General features: G+C 70.9%; 20 protein-coding genes and 1 pseudogene. 11 read left to right on the top strand and 10 right to left on the bottom strand.

All coding sequences use genetic code 11. The annotated features are described in order from the left end of the window. Positions 1-3: 3 nt before the first annotated feature. The 4 genes and pseudogenes from A3CQ_RS0136110 to A3CQ_RS55305 all read right to left on the bottom strand — a co-directional run bounded on the left by A3CQ_RS0136110 (position 4) and on the right by A3CQ_RS55305 (position 2,056). Entirely contained in the window at positions 4-510 is a 507-nt protein-coding gene (locus tag A3CQ_RS0136110) for a GNAT family N-acetyltransferase (protein ID WP_020515830.1), read from the bottom strand. Continuing rightward, positions 507-1,460: pseudogene (locus A3CQ_RS63260) on the bottom strand (HipA domain-containing protein). Before A3CQ_RS63260 ends, A3CQ_RS0136110 begins: the two are co-directional and overlap by 4 nt. A gap of 87 nt (positions 1,461-1,547) precedes the next feature. Then, positions 1,548-1,796: a HipA N-terminal domain-containing protein gene (locus A3CQ_RS62295; protein ID WP_020515827.1), complete on the bottom strand. Its 249-nt coding sequence runs from the start codon at positions 1,794-1,796 to the stop codon at positions 1,548-1,550. After that, a complete protein-coding gene (locus A3CQ_RS55305) occupies positions 1,793-2,056 on the bottom strand; it encodes a helix-turn-helix domain-containing protein (protein ID WP_020515826.1) in 264 nt (87 codons plus the stop codon). Before A3CQ_RS55305 ends, A3CQ_RS62295 begins: the two co-directional genes overlap by 4 nt. Before the next feature lie 163 nt (positions 2,057-2,219). On the opposite strand from A3CQ_RS55305, the gene A3CQ_RS0136095 reads away from it, so the two are divergent. Beyond that, positions 2,220-2,702, top strand: a complete 483-nt coding sequence (locus A3CQ_RS0136095) for a response regulator transcription factor (protein WP_020515825.1) — start codon at positions 2,220-2,222, stop codon at positions 2,700-2,702. A gap of 50 nt (positions 2,703-2,752) precedes the next feature. Continuing rightward, positions 2,753-4,231 carry a DHA2 family efflux MFS transporter permease subunit gene (locus A3CQ_RS0136090; protein WP_020515824.1) on the top strand — a complete coding sequence of 493 codons (1,479 nt, stop codon included), beginning with the start codon at positions 2,753-2,755 and terminating at the stop codon, positions 4,229-4,231. Here the strand turns inward: A3CQ_RS0136090 and A3CQ_RS0136085 are convergent. Together A3CQ_RS0136085 and A3CQ_RS0136080 are read right to left on the bottom strand one after the other, a co-directional pair. Next, the gene (locus tag A3CQ_RS0136085; RefSeq protein WP_020515823.1) at positions 4,222-5,241 is read right to left on the bottom strand and encodes a S66 family peptidase; all 1,020 of its coding nucleotides are present in this window, start codon (positions 5,239-5,241) and stop codon (positions 4,222-4,224) included. The two genes, A3CQ_RS0136090 and A3CQ_RS0136085, sit on opposite strands and share 10 nt — an antisense overlap. A gap of 9 nt (positions 5,242-5,250) precedes the next feature. Then, complete coding sequence (locus tag A3CQ_RS0136080) at positions 5,251-5,874, bottom strand: helix-turn-helix transcriptional regulator (protein ID WP_026206590.1); 624 nt, start codon at positions 5,872-5,874, stop codon at positions 5,251-5,253. A 226-nt stretch (positions 5,875-6,100) separates the two neighbouring features. Here A3CQ_RS0136080 and A3CQ_RS0136075 point away from each other — a divergent pair, with 226 nt between their 5' ends. The 6 genes from A3CQ_RS0136075 (at position 6,101) to A3CQ_RS0136050 (ending at position 15,124) form a co-directional block, all read left to right on the top strand. Continuing rightward, complete coding sequence (locus A3CQ_RS0136075; RefSeq protein ID WP_020515821.1) at positions 6,101-9,397, top strand: ATP-binding protein; 3,297 nt, start codon at positions 6,101-6,103, stop codon at positions 9,395-9,397. 148 nt (positions 9,398-9,545) lie between these two features. After that, a complete protein-coding gene (locus tag A3CQ_RS0136070; RefSeq protein ID WP_026206589.1) occupies positions 9,546-10,625 on the top strand; it encodes an ABC transporter substrate-binding protein in 1,080 nt (359 codons plus the stop codon). 102 nt (positions 10,626-10,727) lie between these two features. Continuing rightward, positions 10,728-12,257: a sugar ABC transporter ATP-binding protein gene (locus A3CQ_RS0136065; protein WP_040433685.1), complete on the top strand. Its 1,530-nt coding sequence runs from the start codon at positions 10,728-10,730 to the stop codon at positions 12,255-12,257. Continuing rightward, positions 12,254-13,210 carry an ABC transporter permease gene (locus tag A3CQ_RS0136060; RefSeq protein ID WP_020515818.1) on the top strand — a complete coding sequence of 319 codons (957 nt, stop codon included), beginning with the start codon at positions 12,254-12,256 and terminating at the stop codon, positions 13,208-13,210. The genes A3CQ_RS0136065 and A3CQ_RS0136060 overlap by 4 nt, the downstream gene beginning before the upstream one ends. 34 nt (positions 13,211-13,244) lie before the next feature. Continuing rightward, positions 13,245-14,258: an ABC transporter permease gene (locus tag A3CQ_RS0136055; protein ID WP_020515817.1), complete on the top strand. Its 1,014-nt coding sequence runs from the start codon at positions 13,245-13,247 to the stop codon at positions 14,256-14,258. A gap of 5 nt (positions 14,259-14,263) precedes the next feature. Further along, positions 14,264-15,124 (top strand): oxidoreductase, encoded by an 861-nt coding sequence (locus A3CQ_RS0136050; RefSeq protein ID WP_020515816.1) that lies wholly within the window; start codon positions 14,264-14,266, stop codon positions 15,122-15,124. Here the strand turns inward: A3CQ_RS0136050 and A3CQ_RS0136045 are convergent. The 3 genes from A3CQ_RS0136045 to A3CQ_RS55300 form a co-directional block, all read right to left on the bottom strand. Further along, positions 15,121-15,831 (bottom strand): zf-HC2 domain-containing protein, encoded by a 711-nt coding sequence (locus tag A3CQ_RS0136045; protein ID WP_020515815.1) that lies wholly within the window; start codon positions 15,829-15,831, stop codon positions 15,121-15,123. The two genes, A3CQ_RS0136050 and A3CQ_RS0136045, sit on opposite strands and share 4 nt — an antisense overlap. After that, on the bottom strand, positions 15,828-16,388 hold the full coding sequence (locus tag A3CQ_RS0136040) for a sigma-70 family RNA polymerase sigma factor (protein WP_245577487.1): 561 nt from the start codon (positions 16,386-16,388) through the stop codon (positions 15,828-15,830). Before A3CQ_RS0136040 ends, A3CQ_RS0136045 begins: the two co-directional genes overlap by 4 nt. Positions 16,389-16,507: 119 nt before the next feature. After that, positions 16,508-17,794: a neprosin family prolyl endopeptidase gene (locus A3CQ_RS55300; protein ID WP_245577485.1), complete on the bottom strand. Its 1,287-nt coding sequence runs from the start codon at positions 17,792-17,794 to the stop codon at positions 16,508-16,510. Between the two features lie 277 nt (positions 17,795-18,071). On the opposite strand from A3CQ_RS55300, the gene A3CQ_RS0136030 reads away from it, so the two are divergent. Both A3CQ_RS0136030 and A3CQ_RS0136025 read left to right on the top strand, forming a co-directional pair. Further along, on the top strand, positions 18,072-19,064 hold the full coding sequence (locus A3CQ_RS0136030; protein ID WP_211216745.1) for a magnesium transporter CorA family protein: 993 nt from the start codon (positions 18,072-18,074) through the stop codon (positions 19,062-19,064). A 51-nt stretch (positions 19,065-19,115) separates the two neighbouring features. Further along, complete coding sequence (locus tag A3CQ_RS0136025; protein WP_026206586.1) at positions 19,116-19,496, top strand: protein kinase family protein; 381 nt, start codon at positions 19,116-19,118, stop codon at positions 19,494-19,496. Here A3CQ_RS0136025 and A3CQ_RS64115 read toward each other — a convergent pair. Further along, entirely contained in the window at positions 19,493-19,894 is a 402-nt protein-coding gene (locus A3CQ_RS64115) for a zinc ribbon domain-containing protein (protein WP_369076495.1), read from the bottom strand. The genes A3CQ_RS0136025 and A3CQ_RS64115 overlap by 4 nt on opposite strands. Between A3CQ_RS64115 and A3CQ_RS63255 the strand changes: the two genes are divergently transcribed. After that, the coding region (locus tag A3CQ_RS63255) for a hypothetical protein (RefSeq protein ID WP_245577321.1) at positions 19,781-20,020 on the top strand (240 nt) is incomplete at its 3' end. The genes A3CQ_RS64115 and A3CQ_RS63255 overlap by 114 nt on opposite strands.

Here is a 20,020-nt window from a genome sequence, read left to right as displayed (position 1 = left end):
ACATTAGGACGTCAGTGGCCGTCGCATTCCCACCCGCGGCCATTGATCGAGACCGTGCGCGGCCTCGGCGGCCCGGATCCGGCGCAGCCCCGGCGTGACCTCGTCGTCGGCGAGCCGCCGGAAGCCGAGCCGCTCGTAATAGGGAGCATTCCAGGCGACCTCCGCGTACGTGGTGAGGGTGAGCGCCGGCGCGCCGTGCTCGCGGGCCCACCCGGCGACGTGCTCGACGAGCGACGCCCCGATCCCCCGCCCGGCGTACGCCGGATCGACCGAGACCTGCTCGATGTGCACGTTGCCGTCGACCCACTCGGCGATCAGGTACGCCACCGCCGCGCCGGCCTCCTCGGCGACCCAGGCCCGCCCGTCCCGCACGTACTCGAGAAGCTCCTCGGCCGTCCCCGGATCGTCCTCGGCCACGAAATCCATGCCGACGGCCGCGAACATCCGCCCGGCCGCCACCTCGATCGCGATCATCGCTTCGGCGTCCTCATCCCGCGCCGCCCGGATCATGCGTCCTCCAACCTCCGCCGGCAGGCATCGACATGCTTCTCGACCGCGGCCGCCAACCGCTCCGGCAGTGCGGAGCGCAGGGCCACGACCGCGTCCGCGCTCGCCGCCTCGCGGAACGCCTCCGGCAGCCGGCGGGCCAGCTCGTCGATCCGCGCGGCCGTCCGATCCGGGTCGAGGCCGTTCTGCTCGGCGAAGGCGCGCCAGTGCCGCCCGGTGATCGCCTCCACCCGGTACTCCGACGCGATCCTCATAGCGAGCCGCAGCCGGGGCAGATACATGTCGTCGTACGGCAGACTGCTCGCCACGTCGTAGAGCGGCGCCAACCGGGTCTGGCCCCGGACCAGCAGGATGGAGTAGTTCTTGGCGTGCGCGTCGGTGCCCGCGATGAGCCAGTTCAGCGCGAGCGCGTCGACGAACCTCTCCACCTCGAGCCCCGCGACCGGCGGCCCGATCACCCGTCGTACCAGCGTGATGATCTGCTCGGGCGAGGGCCCGCCCTCGCTCTGGTATTTCGCGCTGGGCGGCAGGCCGAGGGCCTGGCACATGTCCTCCTAGTGGATCCGGCCGACCCGCCCGTCGCCGAACGGGAAGCGGTCGTATCGCTCGACCACAATGGCCCGCTCCTCACCGAATGAGGTGATCCGCGAGGTGGCCGCGCGCAGGCCGGCTATTCGGGCCGCGCGCAGGCAGAGATGCTCGTTGAGGTCATGATCGTCGAAGCCGGCGATGGCGGGCTTGAGGATATGTGTCGTCGGCACCGCCCCGGACGGGTCGCCCCATTCCCCCGTCGAGAGGTCGAGGTGGAGTGCGGTCTTGGCCTGGGCGCCGGCCAGGCTGAACTGGCCGGTGCCGGCCAGGTGCCATGCGGACGGATCCCGCCGCAGGGTTCGTAGTCGTTCCGCGACGCGCTCCTCGGTGAGCGGAGCGATCGCGCCCGACCGGGCCAGCATCGCCTCGACCCGCTCGGGCCGGACGAACTGGACCGCGCCGGCGCAGTCCTCGCCCACGTGGCCCAGCAGCGCGAACGGGTTGCCGGGCTACACCTGGAAATCGCGGCCCCACCGTTCCAGCACCCCCTCGTTGTCCGGCAGAAGACCCTGGCAGAAGGCGCGGACCACCCGGGCGGCGTGGATCAGGTCGGTGAGCGGCATGGACACCGAGATCGGTATCGCACCCACCTCGTCCCGATAGTCGGCGTCGTACGCGATCGACAGGGCACCGGCCTCGCCCTGGGACAGCCGGCCCACCACTCGTCCGCCGAGCAGCACCGTCAGGTCTTCGCTCACGGCTCACCGCCGAGGGAGTCGAGGTAGGCGTCGAGGTCGATCTCAGGTTCCGGCTCGGGGCGACAGTCCACGTACAGACCCAGGGCGGAGGTCACCTTGAAGACGAGGCCGAGCTCGACGGTGGGCTTGCCCAGCTCGAGGTCGGACAGCCATCGCCGGCTCACCGTCGCCCGGGCCGCCAGGTCGGCCTGGCTGAGGCCGGCGGCGCGGCGCCGGTCACGCACGTATCGCCCGAGGTCCTGGGCGCTGCTCAGCCGCATGCACTCCTCCGGTCTGCGCGCGTACGTGCACATCCTGGGAAGTGTGCACGTACGTGCACACTTTACGTCGTGAGAACGTACGTGCACAACCGCGAAAACGGCTCAGCGGGTTCCGACGGGGTGCCGAACAACACTGTGACCGCCCACAGCCCTGGAGGCACCCGTGTCAACCGTGCTCATCGCCGACGACGACGCCGACCACCGCGAGCTACTCACGCTCGCCCTGCGCCGGGCCGGGCACCACGTGGTCACGGCCGACGACGCGACCGCCGCGATGACCGCCCTGCGCACGGGTGGCATCGACGCCGCGCTGCTGGATGTCCGGATGCCCGGGGAGTCGGGCATCGAGCTGTGCCGCCGGTTACGGGCCGACCCGGTGACCGCCCTGCTCCCGGTGATGCTGATCAGCGCCGACGTCAACGACCAGCGGATCCTCGCCGCCCTGCAGGCGGGCGCCGACGACTACCTGACCAAGCCGTTCCACCGGACCGAGCTCTGCGCCCGGCTGGACAACCTGATGCTGCGCAAGCCGGTCGCCGCCGGGAAGTCGGCGACCGCCGCCGCGGCCGCCGCGATGGCCGCCACCCGGGCGGTCCGCACCGCCGCGATCCCAGCGCCGGAGCCGCGTCGCCGGCATTCGGCCTGAAGTCAGATGATGGAAGCGGAGAGTTGATCCGCCCGGCGTAGGGTCGGCGCATGGCCGTCGATGACACGCTGCTCCGTTACCGATCCGCCCGAGGCCGCTGGGTGCTGCTGGCCACCGTGCTCGGCTCCGCCCTCGCCTTCATCGACGCCACGGTGGTCAACATCGCGCTGCCGTCGATCGGGCGCGACCTCAACGCCGACGCCGCCGGCCTGCAGTGGACGGTCAACGGCTACGCGCTGAGCCTCGCCGCGCTGGTCCTGCTGGGCGGATCGCTCGGCGACCGGTTCGGCCGCAAGCGCGTCTTCATGATCGGCATCGCCTGGTTCGCCGTGGCTTCGCTGCTGTGCGGGCTGGCGCCGAGCATCGGCCTGCTGATCGCGGCCCGGGTCCTGCAGGGCATCGGCGGCGCGCTGCTCACCCCGGGCTCACTGGCGATCCTCGAGGCGTCCTTCGACCGGGAGGACCGCGCCCGGGCGATCGGCGCTTGGTCGGGCCTGGGCGGCATCGGCGGCGCGCTCGGCCCGTTCCTCGGCGGGTGGCTGGTCGAGGCCGGCAGCTGGCGGCTCGTCTTCCTGATCAACGTGCCGGTCGCGGCCTTCGTGCTCTGGGCGTCCGCCCGGCACGTGCCCGAGTCCCGCGATCCGGCCGCGGCCCGCCGCTTCGACGTCGCCGGCATCGTGACCGGCGCGATCGGGCTCGGCGGTCTGACCTACGGCTTCACCGCGTGGCCGATGCGGGGTGGCAGCGACCCGGTCGTGCTGCTCTCGCTCGCCATCGGCGTGGCCGGGCTGGTCGCCTTCGTGCTGGCCGAGCGCCGTTCGCCGCAGCCGATGGTGCCGCTGGAGATCTTCCACCACAAGGCGTTCACCGGCGCCAACCTGGTCACCTTCCTGGTGTACGCGGCCAACGGCGGCGTCTTCTTCCTGTTCGTCATCAACCTGCAGGTGGTGGCCGGGTACAGCCCCCTGACCGCGGGCCTCGCGATGCTGCCGGTAACAGTGATCATGCTGCTGCTGTCGGCCCGCGCGGGCGCGCTCGGCCAGCGCATCGGCCCGCGCATCCCGATGACGGTGGGCCCGCTGATCTGCGCCGTCGCGCTGCTGATGATGGCGATGATCGGCCCGGACGCGTCGTACCTCACCGACGTGCTGCCCTCGGTGATCATCTTTGGGCTGGGTCTGACGGCGCTGGTGGCGCCGCTGACCGCGACCGCGCTGGGCTCGCTCGACGACGCGCACGCCGGCATCGCCTCGGGCGTGAACAACGCGGTGGCCCGGGCCGCGAGCCTGCTTGCCGTCGCGGTCCTGCCGCTGGCCGCGGGGCTGGGCGTGGGCAGCCTCACGGTCGCCGACCAACTCCAGCCGGTCTACCGCAACACGATGCTGATCTGCGCGGGCCTGATGGTCGGCGGCGCGGTGCTCGCGTTCCTGCTGATCCCCAACCGGGTCGTGAAGCCGATGCCGGTACGGAGTTTCTGCGACCCGTGTTCCCCGCCGGTGACGAGCGCGCCGGTGGCGGCTCAGAAGTGAGCGACGATCCGCTTCGCCGGGCCGTCCACGGTCATCCGGCCGCCGTACGGCAGGACCCACTGCGGCGCGGTGTGTCCGAAATCGACACCGAAGACCGCCATCGCTGACGGGTTGTACTCGGCCAGCGCCCGCAACACCGCCTCCCGCTGCTCGTCCCGGTACCGGGCCCGCTCCTCCTGCGGCGGCCGGTTGTCGATGTTGCTCGCCTTCGCCGTGCCCACCAGCACGGCCGGGAACTGCTCGAGCAGGCCGCGCTCGCCCGCGTTGCGCAGCATCCGGAACACCTCCTCGCCCGGCGGCATCTCCTCGGAGGTCTCCAGCAACAGGATCGACCCGGCGTACGCGGCGTTCGCCTTGATCCACCGGTTCGCGGCCAGGTTCCAGTGCAGGATCTCCAGGTTGCCGCCCCAGGTCGGCCCGGCGACCACCCGGTCGGCCTGGTGCCAGTGGAAGCCCGGGCTCGGCACCCCCGGCGCCGAGGTGGTCAGCGATGCCGGGTCGGCCCAGCTCAGCTCCTCGTCGCTGAACTCGGCGACCGGCGTGATCTCCAGGTCGACCGTCTCGAAGAGGGCCGCCCGCAGCGAGGCGAGATGCTCGGGCTCGACGCCGGCGCCGCGCGCGAGGTGCACCATCGTCGAGCCGCCGTGATAGGCGGGCACGCCGTGCAGCCAGAGCCAGTTCAACAGGTTGGTGTTGTCGGAGTAGCCGAAGAACGCCTTGGGGTCGGCCACGAACGGCGCCGGGTCGAGGTGCGGCAGCACGGTCAGCTGGTCGCTCCCGCCGATGGTCGCGAACACGGCCCGGATGCCCGGATCGGCGTAGGCGGCCATGAGGTCGGCGGCCCGCTCGGCCGGCGATCCCTGCGTACGGGTGGTCGGAAACTCCACCGGCTCGAGCCCGAGCAGGTCGCGAAGCCGCCGCATCGCGAGATCATGGGTCTCGGGATAGACCCCCGGACCGGCCCAGGACGGGGACACGATGGCGACGCGATCGCCGGCCCTCACCTTCATGAATACGGATTAGATCATCCCGGCGCGCAACGCGTAGGCCACGGCGTGTGATCGGTTGCGCAGCTTGAGCCGGTGGGTGACCCCGTAGATCACGTTCTTCACGGTCCGCTCGGAGTAGCAGAGCTTGCCGGCGATCTCGTTGGTGTCGAACCCGTCGGCCATCAGCCGTAGCACGTCGATCTCGCGCGGGGTCAGCCCCGACGCGTTGAGCCCGTTCGGCGCGAGCACGTCCCGCTGCATCCGGTCGACCTGCTTGAGCAGCTCGCCGACCAGGTTGGGAGGAAGAACCCCGCCACCGGCCGCGGCCGCCCGCACGCTGTGCGCGAGCCGCTCGGTGGTCACCGCGGCCCGCGGGAGGATCGCCACCACCCGGCACTCGACCGCGGTCATCAGCTCGGCCTCGGTGACCTCCTGGCAGACCAGCACGATCGGCGCCCCGGTCTCGGCGCCCGCCCGGCGCAGCGCGGCCACCGCGTCGGTGGTGAGTCGTTCGGCGGCGGCGACCAGCACGTCGGCGTCGGCCCGCTGCTGCGGGCGTAGCACCGTGAGATCGCCGCGGAACTGGAGGAGAGCGGCCAGCCCGGCATGGCTGACCGGATCCATCGCCTGCAACGCAACCCTGACCTGTTCCACGTCCGGCCCCTTCCTACGCGACGTGGAGCAAGTGTCGAAGAAGGTTCTTCAGAGAATCTTCAGAGATCCTTCATCCCGGAATAGAGGTCGATAGGCCAGTTCAGCAGAGGTGCGATTCGGCACGGAAGGCTTGCGGCGGAGGTGTGCCCGTCCGTGCGGTTTGCGTTATCCATTGACACCCGGCCCGTCTCCGAAGAAGTTGGGTTTCACCGACCCGGGAGGACACGTGCCGGACGTTCTGCGCGTAGGCGTGCTCGGGCCGGTCCGTGCCTGGATCGGGGAGCGCGAGATCGACCTGGGCGCGGCCCGGCAGCGGGCGGTGTTCGCGGTCCTCTCCGCCCACGCCGGGCGGCTCGTCGGCCGGGACGAGCTGATCACGGCGATCTGGGGTGACTCCCCACCGGCGACGGCGGCCGGCAGCGTCTACACGTACGTCTCGGGGCTGCGTCGCGCCCTCGAGCCCGGCATGCTCACCACCGCCTCGGGCGGTTACCTGCTGCACGTCGAGCCGGAGGACCTGGACGCCGAGCGGTTCGGCCGGCTGCGGTCGGCCGCCGCCGAACTGCTCGCCGCCGGCGACAACCGCGGCGCCGCCGACCGGCTGGACGAGGCGCTGGCCCTGTGGCGCGGCGACGCGTACGCGACCCTGGCCGGGCCCTTCCTCGAACTGGACCGCCAGCGCCTGGCCGAGCTGCGGCTGGCCACGGCCGAGCAGCGGGCCCGGATCCTGCTCGACTCGGGCGGCGACGACGGCCTGATCGCCGAGCTCACCGGCCTGGTCAACGACAACCCGCTGCACGAGCCCCTGCACGAGCTGCTGATGCGCGCCCTGCACCGGTCGGGCCGGCACGCCGAGGCGCTCGAGGTCTTCCGCGCGGCCCGCCGAACGCTGGTCGCCGAGCTCGGCATCGAGCCGGGCCCGGCCCTGCGCGAGCTGCAGCGCCAGGTGCTGGCCGGCTCGGCCGAGCAGGCGGAGGCGCTGCCGGTGCCCGAGCCGCTGCGCACGGTGGTGCCGACCGCGGTGGCCAAGGCACTGCGCGACGGCCTCGCGGCGCGCGACTGGTTTGGCCGCGAGACCGAGATTGATCAGCTGCGCGACCTCGTGCGGCGGCTCGCCGCGGGCACCGGCGGCGCGGTCTGGATCGAGGGCGAGCCGGGCATCGGCAAGACCGAGCTGCTCACCCACGCCTTCGCCGAGGCGTCGCGCTGCGGCTGCCGGGTGGCCTGGGGCGCGGCCGACCAGCTCGGCTCGCGGGTGCCGCTGCAGGTGCTGTCCCGGGCGCTGGGCCTGGAATCGGCCTCGCGCCGGCCGCGCAGCCCGCTCGCCGAGCCGGACATCGCCGAGGACCAGATCGTCGCCGCGGTGCGCGCCGCGTGCGCGGCCGCGCCGCTGATCCTCATCGTCGACGACATGCAGTGGGCCGACACCGCCACCGTCCGGGTCTGGGACCGGCTGCATGCCCTGGTCGGCCGCCTGCCGCTGCTGCTCGTCGCCTCGTCCCGGCCCGGCGACCGGGCGGCGCCGGCCCAGGCCATGCGCCTGCGTCCGCTGCCCGCCGCCGAGCTCGACCGGTTGGTGACCGCGCTGGTCGGCGCCCCGCCCGGTGGAAATCTGCGCGCGCTGGTGGCCCGCTCGGGCGGGAACCCGCTGTTCGCCCGGGAGCTGGTCGGCGCGCTGCGGCAGCGGGACGTCATCGAGGTCGCCGGCGGCCGGGCCGACATCGGACCCGAGGTGACCGTCGAGCCGCCGCGCACGCTGATGGCCGCCGTGCACGCGACGCTCGACCTGCTCTCCGGCCCGACCCGCGAGGTGCTGCGGCTGGCCGCGCTGCTCGGCTCGGAGTTCTCGGTGAGCGAGGTGGTCGCGGTGACCGGCCGCTCGGCGCTCGACCTGGTCGGCGCGCTGGAGGAGGCGCTGGCCGCGAGCGTGCTGGTGGACAGCGGCACCGACCTCGCGTTCCGGCACGCGTACCTGCGGCAGGCGCTGGTGGAGAGCGTGCCGCAGGCACTGCGGGCGGGCCTGCACCGGCACGCGGCCGAGGTGCTGGCAGCCGGCGGCAGCCCGATCACCCGGGTGGCCGAGCAGCTGGTGGCCGAGACCCCGGCCGTCGACATGTGGGTGCTGACCTGGCTGCTCGCGCACCACGCCGACGTGGTCCGGCGGGCGCCGCAGATCGCCGGCGACCTGATCCGCCGGGCACTGCGCACCGACCTGCCCTCGGCCGCCCAGCGCGGCGTTCTGCTGGTGGCGCTGGTCAAGCTGGACTTCCGCCGGGAGCGGTACCCGATGACCGAGGCCGAGGAGGCGATGAGCCTCGCCACCGACCCGGCCGACCGCGCCGAGATGCGGCACCTGCTGGCCACCATGCGGCACCGCCGGGGCGAGGAGGCCGAGGCGGTCGCGATGCTGCGGGACGCGGTGGACGATCCGCGGGTGCCGACCATCTGGCGCACCCGGCACCGGGTGCTGCTGGCCAACTTCCGCCGCGGCGACCTCGACGACCTCGACCGGGCCGAGCGGCGGGCGCGGGTGGTGCACGCCGAGGCGGTGGCGGCCGGGCAGCCGTACGAGACCGCGTTCGCGCTGCAGACGATCTGGCTGACCAGCTCGATCCGGCGCGACCACGAGCGCGCGCTGCGGCACGTCGACCAGGCCCTGGACGTGGTCTCCGGCAGCACCGAGCTCGCCGGAACGTACTTCGACCTGCTCGACAACCGGCTGTTCTCGCTGCAGAACCTCGACCGGCTGGACGAGGCGCAGAGCACGCTGCGCCGCGCCGCCGAGTTCGCGGCCGAGCACCGGCTGCCGGCCGGCCTGCAGGTGGCGACCGCGGTGCAGGACTACTGGCTGGGCCGCTGGGACGAGGCGCTGGCCGAGGTGTCGGCGGTGACCGAGGACGGCCCGGGCATCACCCTGCACGGCATGCGCGAGCCGGGTGCGGTGACGATGCTGCTGCACGGGGTGGCCGCGCTGATCGCCCTGCACCGGGACGCCCGCGACCTGGCCGCCGCGCACCTGGACGCGGCCGACGCGGTGCCGGCCAGCGAGGCGGAGCGGGAGAACTGCGACTTCCTGCTGGTGGCCCGGGCCCTCGCCGCCGAGCAGCGGGGCCGGGACGCCGAGGCGCTGGAGTTGCTGGCCCCGCTGCTGCAGCCGTCGTACGCGCCGATGATGCTCCGCCACCAGTGGCTGCCCGACGTGCTCCGGCTGGCCCGCCGCATGTCCAGGATGGACATCGCGGAGCGGGCCGCGTCGATCTGCGCGGCGGAGGCTGCCCACGAGGTACGCCCGGCCCGCGCGCAGGCGGCCCACCTGCGCTGCCAGGCGCTGCTCAGCGGCGATCCGGCGCCGGCCCGGGCCGCCGCCGAGCACTACCGGGGGGTGGGCCGCCGGTTCGAGCTGGCCGCCGCCCTCGAGGACGCGGCGCTGCTCAGCGGCGAGCGCCCGGACGAGGCATTGCGCATCTACACCACGATGTCGGCGCGCTGGGACATGGCGCGTACATCGACCGCCGTCGTTTAATCTGCTCAGAATCCTCCTGCGTGCGCCGCGACGCGTGCGTTTCTGATTGGTTCTGATGGAGGACCTTGACAGGAAAAGTTTGATAGTGCGTGAATGTGTTTCCAGGCGGTTACTCCCCGATGTCTCATCACCGCTAAGGAGCTCAGTCATGACCACATACCGGGGCCTTTTGCGCCCTGCTGCCGTTACCCTCGGTACGGCTCTGCTCATGCTCAGTGCCTGCGCCAAGTCCGAGGACTCCGGTTCGGACGGCACGGGCGCGCCGGCCAGCGCCGCCGCTCAGGTCGCCCAGTCGGCCGCTCCCGGCGCCGCGACCTGCACCATCGACCAGTACGGCGGCACCAAAATCGACCTCAAGACGGCGAAGGTCGGCTTCTCCCAGTCCGAGAAGGAGGCCAACCCGTTCCGGATCGCCGAGACGCAGTCCATCAAGGACGAGGCGGCCAAGCTCGGCATCACTCAGCTCACGACAACGAACGCGAACTCCCAGTTCAACAAGCAGATCAGCGATGTCGAGCAGATGATCGACTCGGGCGTGCAGCTGCTGGTCATCGCGCCGCTCAACTCGGACGGCTGGGACTCGGTGTTCGCCAAGGCCTCGGCCAAGAAGATCCCGATCGTCACGATCGACCGGAAGATCAACGCGACGGCCTGCAAGGACTACCTGACCTTCATCGGGTCGGACTTCGCCGAGCAGGGCAAACGCGCCGCCGACGAGATGGCCAAGGCGATGGGCAACAAGGGCAAGGTCGCGATCCTGCTCGGCGCGCCCGGCAACAACGTGACCACGCTGCGGACGAGCGGCTTCAAGGACGAGATCGGCAAGGTAGCGCCGGATATCAAGATCGTCTTTGAACAGACGGGCAACTTCGCCCGCGAGGACGGGCAGAAAGTCACCGAGCAGCTGCTTCAGTCCAATCCGGACATCAACGGCATCTACGGCGAGAACGACGAGATGGCGCTGGGCGCGATCACGGCCCTGAAGGGCGCCGGCAAGAAGGCCGGCGACGTCAAGGTGGTGTCGATCGACGGCACCAAGGGCGCGGTTCAGGCCATTGTGGACGGCTGGGCGAACGCGGTCATCGAATCCAACCCGCGCTTCGGGCCACTCTCCTTCGCCACGGCGCAGAAGTTCTTCGGGGGCGAGCCGGTCGGGCAGGACATCATCATCCAGGACCGGCAATACGACTCGAGCAACGCCAAGGCGGACCTCGGCAGCGCGTACTGATTTCGCAGCTAAATGTTCGTCTGTGTGCCCCTCCGCTCGAGCCTTCCGGCGGAGGGGCACGTGACCGCACATCCGCGACTGCCGCAAGGACAAGACCGAAAAATGCCGCTATTGGAAGTCAGCGATGTCTCCAAGACCTTCCCCGGCGTGCGCGCGCTCGACCAGGTGTCGTTCACGCTGAACCCGGGCGAGGTGCACGCCCTGGTCGGCGAGAACGGCGCCGGCAAGTCGACTCTCATCAAGGTCATCACCGGCGTCTACCAGCCAGACGACGGCGAGCTGCGCTACCAGGGCGAACCCGCGCGGTTCGGGACGCCGATGGACGCCCAGCACGCCGGGATCTCGACGATCTACCAGGAAGTCAACCTCATCCCGCTGATGAGCGTCTCGCACAACCTCTTCCTCGGCCGCGAGCCGCGCAACCGGCTGGGGCTGCTCGACGAGGGGCGGATGCACCGCGAGGCCCGGGCGATCCTGGCCGGCTACGGGGTCACCGCCGACATACGGCTGCCGCTGGGCACGCTCGCGCTCGGCGCCCAGCAGATGGTCGCCCTGGCCCGGGCCGTGATGATCGACGCCAAGGTCGTGATCATGGACGAGCCCACGTCGTCGCTCGAACCGCGCGAGGTGGAGACGCTCTTCGGTGTCATCCGCGAGTTGCACGCCCGGGGTATCGGCATCGTCTACGTCAGCCATCGGCTCGACGAGCTCTACCGCATCTGTGACGCCGTCACGATCCTGCGCGACGGCCGGGTGGTGCACACCGGACGGCTCGCCGACCTGGAACGCATCCGGCTCGTGGCCCTGATGCTGGGTCGCGAGATGTCGGAGATCCGCCGAGAAGGCGCCACGGCCTTCTCGTCCGAAAAGGCCGTCGACACCGGCGCGGCACCGATTCTGCGAGCAAGCGGTCTGACCAGCCGGCGCAAGCTCCACGACATCACCTTCGACGTACGACCGGGCGAGGTGGTCGGGCTCGGCGGACTGCTCGGCGCCGGCCGCAGCGAGACGATCAAGGCGATCGGCGGCGCGTATCCGCTGGACGACGGGGACGTGCAGGTCGACGGCGTGGACCTCAAGCGGCCGACGACCGTCCAGGCGGTGCGGAACGGCATCGCCGTGCAGCCGGAGGACCGCAAGGCCGAGGGCATCGTCGCGGGACTCTCCGTACGCGAGAACATCGCGCTCGCCGTGCTGCCCAAGGTGTCCCGCCTCGGCCTGGTCTCCGACGCCCGGATCGACGCGATCGTCGAGCGGTACATGACCCGCCTGCGGATCAAGGCGTCCAGTCCCGACCAGCTGGTCGGCGACCTCTCCGGCGGCAACCAGCAGAAGGTGCTGCTCGCCCGTCTGCTCGCCACCGGGCCCAAGGTGCTCCTGCTGGACGAGCCCACCCGCGGCATCGACGTCGGCGCGAAGGCCGAGGTCCAGTCGCTGATCGACGAGCTCGCGGCCGAGGGCATCGGCGTCGTGCTGGTCTCCTCGGACGCCGAGGAGCTGATCGAGGGCGCCGACCGGGTGGTGGTGCTGCGCGACGGCGTGGTCGTCGGCACGCTCACCGGCGCGTCGGTGACCACCGAGGACCTGATGGCCACGATCGCCGCCGCCGCACCGCCGGAGGAAGCAGAATGACCACTGCCACCCTCACGCTCACCACGAGAGACCTCAGGGCCTGGCTGCCGAAGTACGGCGTCTACCTGGCGATCGTCCTGCTGGTCCTCTACAACATCTTCTTCACCCCGTACTTCCTGACCTGGAGCAACCTGCGCATCCAGCTGATCCAGGTGGCGCCCGTGGTGATCGTGGCGCTCGGCATGGCGCTGGTGATCGGGACCGAGGGCATCGACCTTTCGGTCGGCTCGGTGATGGCCCTGGCCGCGGCGCTCATCCCGCTCTATCTCGGGTACGGGGTGGCAGCGGCGGTCCTCGTGTCGCTGCTCGCCGGCGTCGCGGTCGGTCTGATCAACGGCGTGCTCGTGGCCCGGGTCGGGCTGCAACCGATCGTCGCCACGCTCGCGCTGTTCGTGGGCGGCCGGGGTCTCGCCGTCGTGATCAGCGGCGGCCAGCTCAAGGACGTCCGCAACCCCGATCTGATCCGGCTCGGCTCGGGCGATCTGCTCGGCATCCCGATCCTGGTCTGGGTCGCCGCCGTGCTCGTGCTGGTCGTCGCGTTCGTGGTGCGCCGCACGGTCTTCGGCCGCCGGCTGCTCGCGATCGGCGGCAACCGCCGGGCCACCGAGCTCGCCGGCCTCCCGGTGAAGCGCGTGCTGATCACCGTGTACGTGATCTGCTCGGTGCTCGCCTCGATCGCGGGCCTGCTCTCGGTGGCCCGCATCCAGTCCAGCGACGCCTCCGCGGTCGGCCTGCTCATCGAGCTCTCGGCGATCACCGCGGTGGTGGTCGGCGGCACCCCGCTCACCGGCGGCCGGGTGCGCGTCCTTGGCACGGTGGCCGGCGCCCTGCTCATGCAGCTGGTGATCGCCACCATGATCAAGCACAACCTGCCGCCGTCGACGACCGAGATCGCCCAGGCTGTGATCATCCTGGTCGCCGTCTATGTCGCGCGAGAGAGGAAGGCCCGATGACCACGGCCGGTGTCCCGCGAGAGAGGAAGGCGCGGTGAGCACCGAGGTGGCGAGAGAGACGCCCGCGGCCGCGGTCGAGGACGCCCGCCGGGCCGAGCGCACCGACCGGATCGTCGGGACCATCCAGCGTCAGGGCGCGCTCGCCGTCCTGATCGTGGTCGTCGTGATCTCGCTGATCGCGTTCCCGAACTTCCGCAGCTTCGACAACACCGCGACGATCCTGGTCGCGGCCGCCCCGCCGATGCTGATCGCGCTCGGCATGACGTTCGTGATCATCACGGGCGGCATCGACCTGTCCGTGGGCTCGCTCTACGTGCTCGGCGGGGTGCTGGCCGCCTGGGCCTCGCAGTACGGCTTCGCCGCGGCGTTCGCGGCCCCGCTCGTCGTGTGCGGCCTCATCGGCGTCGTGAACGGTGCTCTTATCGCGTACACGAGAATGGCGCCTTTTATCGTGACGCTCGCCGCCCTGCTCGGCGCCCGCGGGTTGATGCGGGCGATCAGCGACGAGGGCTCCGAGACCTACCTGGTCAAGAACGACGCCTTCAAGCAACTCGGCAACGGCTCGTTCCTCGGCATCGGCTACCAGGTGTGGCTCGCCGCGGTGCTGGTCGTGCTGGGGATGGTGCTGCTCTCCCGCACCCGCTTCGGCCACTCGGTCTACGCGGTCGGCGGCAGCGAGGACGCGGCCGCGCTGATGGGCGTTCCGGTCCGCCGGATCAAGGTCGGCGTCTACGTCATGTCGGGGCTGCTCGCCGGGCTGGCCGGGGCGATCAACGCGGCCAAACTCGGCTCGGGCGTCACCGTGCTGGGCACCGGCATGGAGCTCGACGCCATCGCCGCCGTGGTGATCGGCGGGACGCTGCTGACCGGGGGCGCCGGCACGATCGCCGGGACCGTCGCGGGCGTACTCCTGCTCGGGGTGATTCAAAACCTGATCAACCAGGTCGGGAACGTCAACAGCAACTGGCAGCAGGTGATCAGCGGCGCGTTCCTGGCGCTGGTCGTGGTCGCCCAGACCTACCTCGTCAAGCTGCGACGGGTTAACTAGAGATCGTGACGAACGAACAATGGGTCATCGGCGGGGATCTGCCCGTCAACCGTGTCGGCTACGGAACGATGCGGCTCACCGGCTGGCCGCGGGGCGACCGGCCGGATCGGGACACCGCGCTCACGGTTCTCCGGCGGGCGGTGGAGCTGGGCGTCAACCACCTGGACACCTCGAACTACTACACGCGGGACGGCGTGGCCGCGAACGAGCTCATCCGCACGGCGCTCGCCCCGTACCCGGACGATCTGGTGATCGTGACAAAGGTCGGTTCGCTGGTCGAGGGCGATGACATCGCGCTGCCGGCGTCCGAGCACCGCGGCCTCACCCCGGACGGGCTGCGCCGCGGCGTCGAGGCCAACCTGCGGTCGCTCGGCGTCGACCGGATCGACGTGGTGAACCTGCGCATGGGCGACCGCGGCCACGATGGCACGGGGTACGAGTCGGCGCTGGAGACGCTGATGGCGCTGCGCGCCGAGGGCCTCATCCGGCATCTGGGCGTCTCCAACGTGACCCGCGACCAGGTAGTCCGGGCCCGCGAGGTCGCCGAGATCGTCTGCGTGCAGAACCTCTACAACATCGGCGCCCGCGACGACGATCCGGTGATCGACCTGTGTGCCGAGGCCGGGCTCGCCTACGTGCCGTTCTTCCCGGTCGGTGGTGGGTTCCAGCCGCTCGCGACCGAGCGGCTCGGCGCGGTGGCCGGCCGGCTCGGCGCGACGATCCAGCAGGTGGCGCTGGCCTGGCTGCTCGCCCGCTCGCCGAACATCGCGATCATCCCGGGCACCGGCTCGCCGGCGCACCTCGAGGAGAACGTCGCGGCCGGCCGGCTGCGACTCAGCGAGAAGGACCTGGCCGAGCTGGGTTAGTCAACGTTCGCCGTGCCGAGCACGTGACCGTCGTGATCGGCGACGGTCACCGACTCGACGTCGTTCACCTGGAACGAGCTGGCCCCGATGACCTTGGCATTGCCGCTCGGGGTCGGCCCCCAGGCCGCCGCCTGCTCGACCTTGCCGCCGGTGCTGTGCACCTGGCAGAGGAACGGTCCGCCGCCGCGCAATTTGGTCACGTCGAGCGCCACCGAGACGCCCCACGTCTTCGGGGTGAGAACCGCCTGGCCGGAGAGCCCGCTGCCCTCGGCCGCCTCGAACTGTGCCGTGATCAGCTGCGGGCTGGGCAGCACCTGGATGGGCTGGGCCTCCCGGTTGGTGCGGATCACGCCGATGCCGATCACGGCGGCGACCAGGACCACGGCGGCCGCGGCCAGCCACCGTACGCGGGCCATGCGGTTTTCCCGGTTTCGCTCGGCGCGCATGCGCCGCAGCAGGCCCTCCACGTTCTCCTGGCTCGGGCGGGCGGACATGTTGATCGGTGGTTGCGCTCCGCCGGCGAACGAACGCTGGGCGTCGGGCAGGCGTTGCAGCAGCTCCGGTACGGGGGAAAGCCGCTCCAACTCGTCCCGGCACTCGTCGCAGTCCCGCAGGTGGGCGTCGAGCCGGTCGGTGTCCCCGTCGTCGAGGCCGCCGAGAAGGTAGCCGCCGAGCAGCCGGCGCAGGTCGTCATGATCGGGGCTCATCGCAGCACCCCCATCTCCTCGAAGGCCGTCCGCAACGCCCTGACCGCGTAGTACGCCCGGGATTTCACCGTTCCCTCGGGCACGGACAATCGCCGCGCCGTCTCGGCCACGCTCTGCCCCTCGTAGTACATCGCCCGCACCACGGCCTGGTGATCGGCCGACAGCCGCTCCAGCGCCTCGGCCACCAGCCAGCCCTCGACCAGCTGGTCGACGTTGTCCTCGACCGGCATCGTGTCGACCGCGTGCTCGTCGGCCACCAGATGCGGGCGGCGCTGCTCGGCCCGCCAGGCGTTGGTCACCACGTTGCGGGCGATCGTCAGCAGGTAGGAACGGGTGCGGCCCTGGTCGGTGTCGAGGTGGTCGATGTGCTTCCAGGCCCGCAGCAGGGTCTCCTGCACCATGTCCTCGGCGCGATGCCGGTCGTGCACGTACCGCAGGACGAAGCTGAGCAGGACCGCGTAGTGCTCGTTGTAGAGCGCGGTCATCAGCTCCTCGTCGGGGCTCACCCGTCGCCTCATCCGCGCCATGCCCTTCGCCAGCGTCCGCCTGCCACCCACTTGTACACCGTTACGGTGAAGCCGGTTCGATCGGAGGCTGCTTGGCACCGAACAGGGCGATGCCCGGACCCCCTCGCCGGGACCGGGCATCGCGTCACAGAGAACCTCAGCTGTCGCCTTCAGCCGGTGGTTTCGCCATCAGTGGTGCTGTCACTCGGGCTAGGGCTGTCACTCGGGCTAGGGTTGGCGCTGTCGGTGGGGCCGTCGCTGGGACTGGGGTCGGGGCTGGCGCTCTCCGTGGCAGCGGGGTCGGGGCTGTCGGAGCAGCTGCCCCGGCCCGGTCCGCCGTACCGGAAGGTCCGGGTGCTCAGGATGCTGAGCGGGTAGGCCTTGGTCGTCGAGCGCATGTACATCGAGACCGCCGGACCGTTCAGGTACGAGATGCTCGCCATGTACGCCGAGGTGCTCTTGTCCGCGTCGGCCCGGGCCCCGTTGCCCATGTCGGTGCAGGGGTCCTGGGTGGTCGCGGCCACCTCGCCGAAGACCTGGATCAGGCCGGACTTGCTGAACTTCACACCCTCGTCGTTCCACAGCTGCTCGGGGAAGTAGCCGACCCACTCCGAGTCGAACGCGATCCACCAGGCGCCGTTGAAGTACTGGACGCCGAACTTGTTGGCCTTGTCGTAGGCGAGCGTGTCGCCAGGCTTGATGTTCTTGCTGTACTGCACGAAGCCGCAGCCGTTGTAGCAGCTCTCCTCGTGGTTGACCCAGTGGTAGACGAACAGGTGCGGGTCGTCGTCGCCGTTGACCAGGCGGTCGACCGTCCAGCCGACCTCGACGATCTGAGCGCCGTCGGCCGACTGCAGGGCCAGCTCGCCGAGCGAGTGGTAGTCCTTCTTGTCGAGCTCCGGCTTGGATACGTAGACGTTGGTATAGAAGCCGTCCGTCTCGGCCGCCTGCGAACCGACGTTGTACAGGTAGTAGACGCTCTTGCTGTCGCTGGCGGCGCCGCTCGGCTCGGGCGCGGGTGCGGAGTTCGAGTCGGAGCCCGAGGGCGCCGGCGGCGCGACGTCGGCCTTCTCCTGCCGGAGGCCCGTGTTCTTCGCCCAGCGGCCCTTCGGCGCGTACCGGCCGCGGGGCTGGGTGGAGCCGCTCGTGTCGTTGGCCGCGGCGTCGACGCCCTCGGCCCGCAGCGTCCGGCTGGAGGCGCCGGGCCGGCCCTTGCGCACCCTCTCCGGCCGCTGGCCCCAGGGCAGTCGGGACGGGGGTGTCGCCACGCCGGCCAGTGCGTCGGGCGCGGCGTCCGCGGCGGCGGTCTCCTGGTCGGTCGCCTGCTGCTCCGTCGCGTGGTCGGATGCGCCCGAGATCTGTTCCGCGCCCGCGTTCAGGGTCGAAGCAAAGCCCAGGGCGCCGACCACGGCAACCGCAAGTCCGGCGGCAAGCAAGCCGCGGCGTGACTTCAACACGTGTCCGTCCTCGTTGATCGTGGGGTCGGAGGTGTGGGCGAGGTCGCCTCCGGCACCGGGTTCTCGGCGGCGCAGGTCACCATATAGCTTTCTCGATTCGAGTAGCGGCGGCCGACGGGTTTTCCGCCTTAACGGCTGAGGTGCCGAACCGATCCGGTGATTCAAACCTCAATTTCCGCGACGGAGCGTATCCACGCGATCGCTGAGGGGTGCTTTTCACGCGTTGTTCGGAAAGAGGCAAAGTGCTACGAGCTTCTTTCAGGTCTAGCGTATGGCCATGGGCGGTATACGGGTCTTGTCACTATCCGCCGACGGGGTCGAGGAGCACGCCCTGTCCGAGGTCGAGGCCCTGTTGGAGCGCCCCGGCGCACTGGTGTGGGTGGACGTTCCGGAGTGCAGTGACGAGGCGATCGCGTTGCTCACCGACGTGTTGCGGTGCCATCCTCTCGCCGTACGCGACTGTATGCAACGGAATCGCGTGCCCCGTGTCCGGATTTATCCGCATCAGCAGCTGTTGATCCTTCACGGTCCGGAGCGGGGTCCGTCCGGGCATGTCCACTATCTCGAACTCGACCAGATAATCGGCGAAAAGTACGTCGTCACCGTGCACGGACCGATCAATCCGAACCTTTCTCTCGAGGTCGCTCTGCGCGAGACCGACGGTGTCCGGCGACGGCTCGCGTCGGGCCGGTTGCGTCCCGATTCGCCCTATGAGTTGTCGTACGCGATCACGTCCGCACTCATCCACCGGCTCGAGGCGTTCATCGAGGAGATCACCACCGACGTCTGGCACCTCGAGCAGCGGGTCACCGGCGGGCACATGGGCAACCCGGAGGAGTTCCTGGAGGAGCTGTTCCAGGCCCGGCACGGCCTACTCGCGGTGCGCACGATGGGCGCGCTCGGCGCCGAGGTGTACGGCCGGATCGCCGCGCTCGAGGCCCGCGTACCGGCCGACGACCTGCCCCTGGTCAACGACGTGGTCGACCAGCTCACCCGGATCCGCGGCCTGGCCGACGGCGAGCGTGAGTACCTCCAGGGCGTGATCGAGTTCTACCGCGCCCGGGCCGAGACGAAGATGACCGTGGCCGCCGAGCGCCTCGCCGTGATCGCCGTGGTCACGCTGCCGATCACGGCCTTGTCCTCGGTGTACGGCATGAACATCATCGTCAACGACCACACCAAGGTTCCCCAGCTCACGGTCGTCCTGCTCGTCATGGCCGTGATGTCCGCGCTGCTGCTCACCTGGGCCAAGCGCCGCGGCTGGTGGTGAGCTCTTTCTAGGCGCGCCCATCCGCGCGGGTGCACGCTCCGAAGCAGGGGCATGACCGAGGCATGCGTGCTTACGCGGAGCGGCGGGGAGTTCGGACCCGAACGGGTCGACGACCGCTACCGGCTGATCCGGGTGATCGGCGAGGACACCGTGGGCCGGCTCTGGCTGGCCGAGGACGAGTTGCTCTGGCGCCGGGTCGCACTGCAGGAGGTCGCGGCCGGGCAGCCGATAGGCGTGGCCCTGGCCCGCCTGCACCTTGTAAAGGTCTACAACGCGGTCCTCTGGGCCGGCCGCTCCTGGATCGTCATGGAGTACCCCGGCGAGACCGCGGTCGGCGTGGCCCGCCCGGTCGGCCCCTGCATCCCGCCCCCACGCACCAACGGCCGAGGCTGGCGCGGACGTGCCGCCGTTCCCACTTCCCGGAATAACTAGTGCGGTGTCCACGAACGTTGACCGGGTGGTTTCCGGTGGTGTTGTGGATCCTCGCTCACGGGTGTGGGCGAGCGACTCCCCTGTGATGGGGCGGGCCTCCGCCGGCCAAGGGACCCGCCGGTCGCCGGTGGTCGGCGGCGGGGGTCACGCCGTGCCGTGGCAACTCCGGGGAGGTGTCGTCCGGCTCGACGGTGCGTGACCACCCCACCCGGTATGCGGGTGGGGGTGGTGGGTGCGCCGCCCGGGGTGCGGGTGGCGATGGTGAACGCCGCGGCGAGATCGCGGTGCCCGGCGAACTGGCAGTGTCGGCAGGACATGGTCCGGCCGGCGGGTTTGGGGATGCGTTTCTTGCACTGGGGGCAGGTCGAGGAGGTGCCGCGTTCGTCGACCAGGTGCACCCGGATGCCGGCGAGGGTGGCTTTGTCGTGCAGGATTTGCAGGGTGCGGCCGATCTGCCATTGCCGCAGCCGCAGGTTGTGTTTCCGCCCGGCCGGCTGGTTGAGGACCCCGCGTGGGTCGCCGAC

The organism is Paractinoplanes globisporus DSM 43857, assembly GCF_000379645.1.
In the GTDB taxonomy this organism is placed as follows: domain Bacteria; phylum Actinomycetota; class Actinomycetes; order Mycobacteriales; family Micromonosporaceae; genus Actinoplanes; species Actinoplanes globisporus.
Note: the sequence above shows the minus strand (reverse complement) of the source record. Positions and strands in the feature narration are given on the sequence as shown.